This is a genomic window from Streptomyces sp. XY431, from assembly GCF_001279805.1.
GTDB lineage: Bacteria > Actinomycetota > Actinomycetes > Streptomycetales > Streptomycetaceae > Kitasatospora > Kitasatospora purpeofusca.
This window is the reverse complement of the sequence record NZ_LGDO01000146.1, coordinates 1-9,902: the sequence shown is the minus strand read 5'-3', so window position 1 is coordinate 9,902 and position 9,902 is coordinate 1. Positions and strand designations below refer to the sequence as shown.

Sequence of the window (9,902 nt, the reverse complement as noted above, 5' to 3'; positions counted from 1 at the left end):
CGGTCGGCGGTCGGCCGGTCGGCGTTGCGGGAGGCGGGCTGCTCCTCGGCGGGCTGCCCGGCGGCGAGGGTGTCCCGGCCGTCGCCGGCGGTGCCCGTACCGGTGCTCGTACCGGTGCCGGTGCCGGTGCCGTGTCCTCCGGCGGGCTCGCCGGTCACGCCGTGCCGGGGCGGCGGGCCCTCGGCGAGCGGTACGCCGGTGGGGGAGTCGCCGCGGGGCGCGGCCGGGGTGGCGGGACGCGGACCGGCTGTCGGGCCGTTCGGCTCGTTGGGGCCGGTCGGGCCGGGCACGGGGACGGCCGGGGTGGCCGGGGGACGGCCCGCGGTGGCGGTCGAGGTGTCGGTCTCCCGGTCGGCCGTGGTGCCGGAGGCAGGACCGGCCGTGGCGCCGGAGGCGGTACCCGGGCTGCTGTCGGGGTCGACGGCCGGGCTGGGCGGCGGGGCGCTGGAGCCGACCCGGGCGACCCCGGCCCGGCGGCCCACGCCCTGCTGCTCGTTGAGCAGCAGGGTGGTGGCGATGCTGATGCCCACGACGGTGGACATCGCCATCGCGGCGCCGGAGAACCGCAGGGTGGGCAGTCGCAGCCGGCCGCCGAACGGGCCGGGCCGTCCGTGCCGGCCGTGCCTGGTGCGGTAACGGTCGTGCGGGTACGCCGTGTCCTGCCCGGTGTCCTCGGACGGACCCACCGGACCCCTCCCTCCCCTGAAGTCACCGTTGCGGTCGCCGTATTCTCCCACGTACCGACGGCGGCACCGGTGTTGCCGACCGGGCGGCCGGCCGCCCGGTACGGCCGGTCCGACCGGGAACCGATCGGGGAGCGTCGTCCGGGATGCGTCCGGGCCCGGCCCGAGCTTGTCCCCCCGGGGCCGCGCGTGCGGAGTCCACCGGGTGCGCGCGCGGGCGTGCGCCGGCAGGGGGACGAGCGTAGCAGCGGGCACCCGGGCGGTGGCCAGAGCCCGGAGCGAATGGATCAAATCCGTGGACAACCCGTTGACCAGCGGAAGTTGACGGTCCGTCTGACAAGGGCGGTAAGGGATCCCGGGAGCGTTCGGGGATTATTGCAACCCCCTTGCAACCCTTGCCGGTCCGTCGCGCGGTGGCGCAGTCTGGGGGCATTCCACGCCGTCCCGGAGAGACCGTCATGCCGCCCGACCCGCTGCCAGCACCCTCCAGTGCCCCTCTCGCCGCTACCCCCACGGGCGGCGAAGAGGCAGGCTCCACCGCCGCTCCGGCGGCGGTGGAGGAGGTGCTGTCCCTGCGGATCTCGCTGGGCGAGGAGGTGGTCGGAGAGGTCCGTACGCGGTTCCGGTTCGACGCCGCGCGCCCGTACGAGGTGCTGCTGACGTTCCATTTGGGGCGGCCGGACGAGGCCGACTGGGTGTTCTCGCGCGAACTGCTGCGCGACGGCCTGCGCTCGTTGAGCGGTCAGGGCGACGTCAAGCTGTGGCCGGCCTACTGTCCGTGCCACGGCTCGACGTTGCACCTGGCGCTGGAATCACCGCACGGCAGCGCCCTGCTGGAGGTCTCCAAGCCGAAGGTCCGGGCCTGGCTGGACCGCACGTACGCGCTCGTCTCGGAGGAGGCGGAGCGGGCCCACGGGCCGAGCGACGCCGAGCTGTCCGAGCTGCTCTCCGGCGGCCGCTGAGCCCGGGGCGGGCACCCCGGGCCGGCGGACGGCGACCGGACCGGTGGCGTGCTCAGGCCGGTGGCAGTGGGACCCGGCCGGTTCGCGGAGCCGGCAGCCGGCCCGGTGAGGGCGGCGGGCCGGGGAGCCGGACGGTGCCGCCCGCCAGTCCCGCGCGGAGCCTGCGCACGGCCGGGCCCGAGGAGGACGGCAGCAGGTCGTACGGGTCCTCCGGTCCGGCCACGCCGACCAGGACCGATTCGGCGAAGCGGTACGGCCGGTGGGCCAGCAGGCCGCCCAGGTGGCGGCGGAGCCGGGACAGCTCGGCCCGCACCGTCACCGTCCTGGCCGGGTCCCCGAACAGCGCGTCGGCCAGCTGGGCCGCGCTGAGGCCGTTCCGTTCGGTGGCGAGCAGGAGCAGCAGTTCGGCGTGGCGGGGGCTGAGCGCGTGCGACCAGCTGCCGGCCGCGCCGTGCACCGACAGCGCCGGGCTGCCCGGCCGGCGCAGGTCGAGCCGGACCCGGGCGCCCTCGGCCTGTTCGGCGAGCAGTCCGCCGAGGCCGCCGAGCTCGGCGGGAACCCCGGGGCCGTCGGGGTCGTCGGGGTCGTCGGGGGTCCCGGCTACCACCGGGGCGGTGTTCCGGAGCGGGACCGGGCGGACCAGCCAGCCGTCGGCGAGCGGCTCGATCACGCACTCGCCCAGGCTGGGCAGCCAGTGCACGGCGGTGGTGCTCCAGCCCTCGGCGGGCAGTCGCAGCCGGGCCGGTGGCGGCAGGCCCGCCGCGGCGGCCGTCCAGCCGGCCGCGTCGACGACCAGGGCGGGCCCGTTCACCCGGGCCAGCATCGGGGCGGCGAGGGTGCGCAGGTGATGCAGTGATTCGAGGCGGCGGGCGCGCAGCTCGGTCTCGGCGAGCTTGGCGGCGGTGGCGGTCAGCTGGAGCAGGTAGGGGCGGACGGAGTGGGCCGGGCCGCTGAGGTTGATCGCGCCGATCAGCCGGCCGGTGCCGGGGTCGTGCACGGGGGCGGCGACGCAGGTCCAGGAGTGGTGGCTGCGCAGGTAGTGCTCGGCGGAGTGGACCTGCATCGGGCGCTGGGCGCGCAGGGCGGCGGCGATCCCGTTGGTGCCGACGCTCTCCTCGATCCACCGGGCGCCGGTGAGGAAGCCGATCCGGTCGGCGCTGCGGCGCAGGCCGCGCTCGCCCTCCTGCCAGAGGATGTGGCCGTCCGCGTCGGCGATGGCGAGGATCAGCGGGGGCTGGCCGGACTGTTCGAGCAGGGTGTCGCGGAGGACGGGGAGCAGTGGGTCGAGGCCGCTGGTGCGGCGGCGGTGTTCGATCTCGGCCGGGCCGAGGTGGACGGCGGCGGCGCCCGCGTCCGGGTCCAGGCCGAGCCGGCGCAGCCGTTCCCAGGAGTCGCCGATCTCGGGGCGGGGCTGGAAGAGGGACGGGTCGTCGGGGGTGGTCTCGCGGGTGGCGGCGCGGGCGGCGGCCTCGGCGAGGGCGCGCTCGTGGACCTTGGCCAGCTCCGCCGCGGTCTGCGGAGTACGACGTTCGGGTCGTCGGGTCTGCCGTCCTGGCTGCCGCACTCGGTTCGCTCCTCGCCGCCGTTCGAGGGCGCGCCGGGGCCGACGCGCTGACGAAAGAGTACGGGCGCCACCCGTTCCTGGGGATGGGGTCTGCCAACTCGGAATACCCGACGGTATGCGAGTGGACATGCCAATGACCGGGAGTGTCCGGCCGGGGGTGGGGAGGGGTGTGACGGGGGGCCGGGAGCGGTGGGCAGGCGCCCGGTTCCGGGGCGGTCGAGGTGGGCGGCGGCAAGCGGGCGCGCGGGGCCTGCGGGGTGCGCGCCCGGCGCACGGATGCGTGGCAGGGGCGCGTGTCCGAATGCTGGTCACGGTGGCGGTGCGGGGGTGGACGGCGGTCCGGCTCGGGCGCGCCCGGTATCGACCGTTGTCCGGTGCCGATCGCCGTTCTGGTAGTAGTTGTCCCTATGCTCCCGATTGTTTGCAAACTGTTCGGTGACCGGCGGGCCCGCCGTCGCACCGGTGCCGCCCGGTGACGGCAGTGGTCCCGGCCCCGGCGGTGCACGAGGCGGCGGTGCACAGGCTGCCGGTGCAGGGCCTGCCGGTGCACGAGCTGGCCGTGTACGACGGCAGTGGCGTCTCCGGCGGCCTGTACAGCCGGGTGGTCGGCTGGGCGGAGGCCGCGCCGCACTGGCTCGACCGGCTGGTCGAGCTCTGGTCGCTGCTCGGCCTCGGGCTCTTCGCGCTGCTGATGCTCGCCGCCTGGTGGCGGGCGCGCGACGGCGGGCCGGCGGTGATGGCCCGGGTACTGGCCTCGGCGCCGGTCGTGCTCCTCGCCTACGTGGTGAACTCCGGCTTCAAGGGGCTGGTGGAGGAGGTCCGGCCGTGCGCGCAGCTGCGGGTGCGGGACACCCTGGAGAGCTGCCCGGGTCCCGGTGACTGGTCCTTCCCGAGCAACCACACCGTGATCGCCTTCGCGGCGGCCGCCGCGCTGTTCCTCGTCGATCGGCGGATCGGCGCGGTGGCCGCGGTGGCCGCCGTACTGATGGGCGCCTCCCGGGTCTGGGTCGGGGTGCACTATCCGCACGACGTCCTGGTGGGGGCGGTGGTCGGCGTGCTGGTGGCGGTGCCGCTGGTGCTCGCGGCCGGCCGGGCCGGGCCGCTGGTGGCGCACGCCCGCACCGGTCCGCTGCGGCCGCTGCTGGGCGCGGGGGCCGCGGCGGCGGTCGCCGGCCCGGGCCGGCCGGTCGGGGTGCGGCGGGACTGAGCGGCTCTGGGCGGGGCCGGGCGGTACCGAGCGGCACTGGGCGGGACTGGGCGGCACTGGGCGGTACCGGGCGGTACGGAACCGGCAGGCCGGACGCTGTCCCGACCCTTGTGCGGCAGGGGTGCCGGGGAAGAGCATGTGAGCCGGGCGCGGCGGCCCCCGACGGGGGCACCCGCCCGGCTCAGTCGTGCCAGGGCGCCGCGCGCCGGGCGTGCCAGTGGAGGGAAGTGCTGCTCATGCCGTACCGACTCGACATCACCCAGGGGGACTGGCCGGCCGAGGAGCTCGGCAAGGGCGTCGAGGGCCTGCTGGCCGAGGCGATGGTGCTCACCCTGGCGACGGCCGGCCATGAGCACGGCCCGCACGCCAACCTCGCCTTCTTCGCCTACGACGACGACCTCGTCCTCTACTTCGTCAGCGAGCGTGCCACCCGGCACAGCCACCACCTGGCCGAGGAGGCCAGGGCGGCGGCCACCGTGTTCCTGCCGCCGCCGGTCTTCGGCGAGCAGCTGCGCGGCCTCCAGCTGACCGGCAGCGCGGGCGAGGCGTGGGGGCGGCAGGCCGAGTCGGCGCTGGCCGCGTACCAGGCGCGGTACCCGGCCTTCGCGCAGGACGAGGAGGTGCGGCGGCAGTTCCTGACCGGTGGGGGCGCGGCGGCGCTGTACCGGTTCCAGGTGGAGGCGCTGACGGCGGTGGACGAGCCGAAGTTCGGCCGGCGGAACTACCTGCGGGCGGCCGTGCGGCGCTGACTCCGGCCGGGGCGCCCGTCCGGGAGCTGTGACGAGAGCCGGCGGGCGCCATGTTGGCTGTACAACTTTTCGGTCGGTTCATCTGCGGTCCGCCACTCGGACGCCCCTCGGACATCTGGCGGCACCAGCCTGGCCGCATGAGAGTCATCGTCGTAGGAGCAGGCGTGCTCGGCACCATGCACGCCTGGCAGGCCGTCGAGCGCGGCCACGAGGTCGTCCACCTGGAGCGCGAGGCGGAGGCGCGCGGCGCCTCGGTGCGCAACTTCGGCCTGGTCTGGGTCAGCGGCCGCGCACAGGGCGAGGAGCTGGACACCGCGCTGCGGGCCCGCGAACTGTGGGAGCGGATCGGCGGGCAGGTCCCCGACCTCGGCTTCCGCGCCAACGGCTCGCTCACCGCGATCCGCACCGAGGCCGAACTCGCGGTCGCCGAGCAGGCGCTGACCCTGCCCGACGCCGCCGCGCGCGGCTACCGGCTGCTCGACGCCGAGCGGACCCGGGCCGCCAACCCGGCCCTGCGCGGCAAGCTGCTCGGCGCCCTGTGGTGCGAGCGGGACGCCGCCGTCGAGCCGCGCACCGCCCAGCCCGCGCTGCGCGCCGCCCTGACCGCCACCGGCCGGTACACCTTCCTGCCCGGGCGCGAGGTCCGCGACGTCATCGGCGAGCACGCCGTCCGCGACGACCACGGCGACGTCCACACCGGTGACCTGGTGATCCTCTGCACCGGAGCCTGGCTGGGCGGCCTGGTCCGCGAGCTGGCGCCCGAGCTGCCGGTCCGCAAGGTGCGGCTGCAGATGATGCAGACCGACCCGCTGGACGAGCCGCTGACCACCTCGGTCGCCGACGGCGACTCCTTCCGCTACTACCCGGCCTTCGCCGGCGGCGCCCTGGACCACCTCCGCGAGGTCCAGCCGCAGCCGCCGGTCGCCGCCGAGCACAAGATGCAGCTGCTGATGGTCCAGCGCCGGGACGGCGGTCTGACCATCGGCGACACCCACGAGTACGACCACCCCTTCGGTTTCGACGTGGTCGAGGACCCGTACGACCACCTGGTCGGCGTGGCCGAGGAGCTGCTGGGCCGCCCGCTGCCCCGGGTCCGCCGCCGCTGGGCCGGCGTCTACGCGCAGTGCGTCGACACCACCCGGGTGGTCCACCGCGAGCGCGTCCGCGACGGCGTCTGGCTGGTCACCGGCCCCGGCGGCCGGGGCATGACCTGCTCGCCCGCGATCGCCGAGGCCACCGCCGACCTCGCGAACCTGTAAGCCCGCCAACCCGTAAGTCTGTCGAAGGAATTGAACATGTCGAACGACATCCGCCTGGTCGTCCTGGACATGGCCGGCACCACCGTGGCCGACGACGGCCTGGTCGAGCGGGCCTTCGGGGCCGCCGCCGGCTCGCTCGGGGTCGAGACCGGCAGCGCCGAGCACGCCACCATGCTGGAGCACGTCCGCGCCACCATGGGCGAGTCCAAGATCTCGGTCTTCCGCCACCTGTTCGGCGAGGAGGAGAAGGCCCAGCGGGCCAACACCGCGTTCGAGGCCGCGTACCACGACCTCGTCGAGGCCGGCCACTGCGAGGCGCTGCCCGGCGCGGCCGAGGCCATCGCCGAACTCCGCGGCCAGGGCCGCAAGGTGGTCCTCACCACCGGCTTCTCCCGGGCCACCCAGGACCGCATCCTGACCGCCCTCGGCTGGCAGGACATCGCCGACCTCACCCTCTGCCCGGCCGAGGCCGGCCGGGGCCGCCCCTACCCGGACCTCGCGCTCGCCGCGCTGCTGCGCACCGGGACCGACTCCGTCCGGCAGATCGCGGTGGCCGGCGACACCGGCTACGACATGCTGACCGGCGTCCGGGCGGGTGCCTCGGTGGTCGCGGGCGTCCTCACCGGCGCCCACGACGAGCAGCGGCTGCGGGCCGACGGCGCGACCCACGTGCTGAAGTCCGTCGCCGAGCTGCCGGCCCTGCTGGGGCCGGTCGGCTGAGCCGGACCCGGGCGGGGCGCGACGCGAGGCGCGCCCCGCCCGGATGTCCTGACTCCCCGTTCTACGGCCCGACCGGGGCCAGTAGGGCGGGGAGTTCGCGCATGTCCTCGAAGACCACCGTGTCCGGGCCGGTCAGCCGGGCGGCGGGGGTGAGGCCGCCCGCGTAGCCGAAGGCCCGCATGCCGGCCGCGCGCGCGGCCAGGACGCCCGGGGCGCTGTCCTCGACCACGGCGCAGGCCGACGGCGGCACACCCATCCGCCGCGCCGCGTGCAGGAAGAGGTCGGGGGCCGGCTTGCCCCGGGCGACCTCGGTGGCGCTGAAGATCCGGCCGGCGAAGCGGTGGTGCAGCCCGGTGCGGCCCAGGGTGTGCGCCATCTTCTCGTGCGAGCCGCTGGACGCCACACAGGTCGGCAGGGTGATCGCGTCGAGGGCCTCCGGCAGGCCGTCGACCGGCTCCAGGCCGGCGTCCACCTCCTCGGCGTGCCGGCGCACGAACTCCGCCCACCAGCGGTCGGCGGTCTCCCGGCCGAGCCGCTCGGCGACCTGCTCGTCGATCGAGGCCATCGAGCGGCCGATGAAGCGCTCCACCACCTCCTCCTCGGTGAGCGGCCAGCCGAGTTCGGCGCCGAGGCCGATCTGCACCCGGGCCGCGATCCGCTCGCTGTCCACCAGGACGCCGTCGCAGTCGAAGATGACGAGCCGTACCGGCTCCGCAGGAATGATCACCGTCGGAGGATAGCCGCGGGGGCCCGGGTGTCGGCGAGCGGAAACCTGCGGCCGGATCTCCGAAACGGCGCCGACACAAAAGCGCCCGGGTATTGCCAGCGCTCGCCGGGAACTCCTAAAGTCGCTCGCATGGCAGCTGGAGAGTTCCTGGCTGCTCGCCGGCACGTCGATTTCGGACGGCTCGCGAGCGCCCTCTGTACGGCCGCTCCGGCGTGAGTCGGCGGCGGTCCCCGGGCGGGTGGACGGGGACCGGCCGCAGCGCGTCGGACCTTCCCGGGGTGGCTCGCACCCGCACCGTTCGTGCAGGTCGGTGAGGTTCCCCGAGGTGTTCGCCGCGGATCTCCGGCGAGTCTCCGTACCCGTGAATTCAGTCCGGGGCGCGGGTGCGACGTCGCCTCGACCGGTGGTCCGCCTCCCCGTGAATGAATTCCGGTGACACCCGTGGGGAATTCCCCTGCCCGGTGTTCCGGAATCATCGACCAGTATGGAGGCAAGGCAATGAGCGAGATCGGTGATTCGGAGCCGAACGGTAATTCCGCGATCGGCCGGCGGGGCTTCCTCGCCGGCGCCGCGGCCGTGGCGGCCACCGCCGCCGCCCCGGCGGCGCTCCAGGTGGCGGCCGCCGCCCCGGCCGCCGCGGCCGGTGCCGGCCGGCCGAACATCCTGCTGATCGTCACCGACGACCAGCCCAAGCAGACCGAGTGGGCCACCCCGCAGACCGTGGACTGGATCGCCGGCCACGGCGTCCGCTTCACCCGCGGCCACGTCACCACGCCGCTCTGCGCGCCCTCGCGGTCCTCGGTGTTCTCCGGCCGCTACGCCCACAACCACGGCGTGCGCAACAACGGCGCCTCGCACAGCCTGGACCAGCACACCACCGTCCAGCGCTACCTCCGGGAGGCCGGCTACCGCACCGGACTGTTCGGCAAGTACCTCAACTCCTGGGCCCTGGCGGACAATCCGCCGCACTTCGAGGAGTGGGCGCTGCTCCAGCCCGCCTACAACGACGCCAGCTGGAACATCGACGGCACCGTCCAGACCCTCCCCGGCTACACCACCAACATCGTCAAGAACCGCACCCTGGCCTTCCTCGACAAGGCCGCCACCGACTCCCGCCCGTGGTTCGCCTACGTCACCCCGTACGCCTCGCACGCGCCCAACGTGCCCGCCCCCAAGTACGCGGACACGGTCGTCCCGCCGTGGAACGGACGCCCGTCGGTGCCGGAGGCCGACCGCAGCGACAAGCCCGGCTACATCCGGGACGCCACCGCCACCCTCGCCGACGGCCAGGCCGTGCGGACCAAGCAGCTGCGCACCCTGCTCTCCGTCGACGACGCCGTGCAGGCGATCCACGACAAGCTGGTGGCACTCGGGCAGTTGGACAACACCCTGGTCATCTACCTCGGCGACAACGGCTTCACCTGGGCCGACCACGGCTGGATCAAGAAGTCCGTGCCCTACTCCCCGGCGCACGAGGTGCCGTTCTACCTGTCCTGGCCGGCCGGCGGGCTCGGCGCGGGCACCAGCGACCACCGGCTCGTCGCCAACATCGACGTCGCCCCGACCATCCTGGACGCCGCCGGGATCACCCCCGACACCCCGCAGGACGGCCGCTCGCTGCTCACCGCGTACAGCAGGAACCACCTGCTGGTGGAGTGGTGGAAGCAGGGCACGGCGGCGGGCGGACCGCCCACCTGGTCCTCGTACGTGGCGGCGGACAAGCAGTACACCGAGTACTACGCGCTGCACACCGACGCCAACGGCACGGTGTCCGGGACGGGAGAGGTGAAGTTCCGCGAGTACTACGACCTCGCCGCCGATCCGTACCAGCTGACCAACCTGCTGTACCAGGCCACGCCGCAGCAGGAACAGGCGCTCGGCGTACCGGCGCTGGCGGCGCAGCTGGCGGCCGACCGGGCCGCCTGACCCCGCACCCCGCCCCCGCCCCCCGCCCCCCACGGCCCGGGGCGGGGGCCGTCCGCCGCCCCGGGCCCCGACCGGACGAGGAACCCCGTGTCGACCACCAAGCCC

General features: G+C 75.2%; 8 protein-coding genes and 1 pseudogene. 6 read left to right on the top strand and 3 right to left on the bottom strand.

Going from position 1 to position 9,902, the window contains the following annotated elements:
* Positions 1-686: pseudogene (locus ADK60_RS17495) on the bottom strand (hypothetical protein); the annotation flags it as partial.
* A 455-nt stretch (positions 687-1,141) separates the two neighbouring features.
* On the opposite strand from ADK60_RS17495, the gene ADK60_RS17490 reads away from it, so the two are divergent.
* Positions 1,142-1,645, top strand: a complete 504-nt coding sequence (locus ADK60_RS17490; protein WP_079008455.1) for an SsgA family sporulation/cell division regulator — start codon at positions 1,142-1,144, stop codon at positions 1,643-1,645.
* A gap of 52 nt (positions 1,646-1,697) precedes the next feature.
* Here the strand turns inward: ADK60_RS17490 and ADK60_RS17485 are convergent, their stop codons facing one another.
* A complete protein-coding gene (locus ADK60_RS17485; protein ID WP_053647091.1) occupies positions 1,698-3,209 on the bottom strand; it encodes a GAF domain-containing protein in 1,512 nt (503 codons plus the stop codon).
* A 472-nt stretch (positions 3,210-3,681) separates the two neighbouring features.
* Here ADK60_RS17485 and ADK60_RS17480 point away from each other — a divergent pair, with 472 nt between their 5' ends.
* The 4 genes from ADK60_RS17480 (at position 3,682) to ADK60_RS17465 (ending at position 7,144) form a co-directional block, all read left to right on the top strand.
* Positions 3,682-4,416, top strand: coding sequence for a phosphatase PAP2 family protein (locus tag ADK60_RS17480; RefSeq protein WP_353651754.1), 735 nt, complete (start codon positions 3,682-3,684; stop codon positions 4,414-4,416).
* A gap of 236 nt (positions 4,417-4,652) precedes the next feature.
* The gene (locus ADK60_RS17475) at positions 4,653-5,165 is read left to right on the top strand and encodes a pyridoxamine 5'-phosphate oxidase family protein (protein ID WP_159394164.1); all 513 of its coding nucleotides are present in this window, start codon (positions 4,653-4,655) and stop codon (positions 5,163-5,165) included.
* Positions 5,166-5,302: 137 nt separating this feature from the next.
* Complete coding sequence (locus ADK60_RS17470; protein WP_053647089.1) at positions 5,303-6,424, top strand: TIGR03364 family FAD-dependent oxidoreductase; 1,122 nt, start codon at positions 5,303-5,305, stop codon at positions 6,422-6,424.
* A gap of 36 nt (positions 6,425-6,460) precedes the next feature.
* A complete protein-coding gene (locus ADK60_RS17465) occupies positions 6,461-7,144 on the top strand; it encodes a phosphonatase-like hydrolase (protein WP_053647087.1) in 684 nt (227 codons plus the stop codon).
* A 61-nt stretch (positions 7,145-7,205) separates the two neighbouring features.
* Here ADK60_RS17465 and ADK60_RS17460 read toward each other — a convergent pair whose 3' ends face one another.
* Positions 7,206-7,871, bottom strand: a complete 666-nt coding sequence (locus tag ADK60_RS17460; RefSeq protein WP_234371126.1) for an HAD family hydrolase — start codon at positions 7,869-7,871, stop codon at positions 7,206-7,208.
* A 498-nt stretch (positions 7,872-8,369) separates the two neighbouring features.
* Between ADK60_RS17460 and ADK60_RS17455 the strand changes: the two genes are divergently transcribed.
* Positions 8,370-9,797, top strand: coding sequence for a sulfatase family protein (locus ADK60_RS17455; RefSeq protein ID WP_053647085.1), 1,428 nt, complete (start codon positions 8,370-8,372; stop codon positions 9,795-9,797).
* The last annotated feature ends 105 nt before the right edge of the window (positions 9,798-9,902 follow it).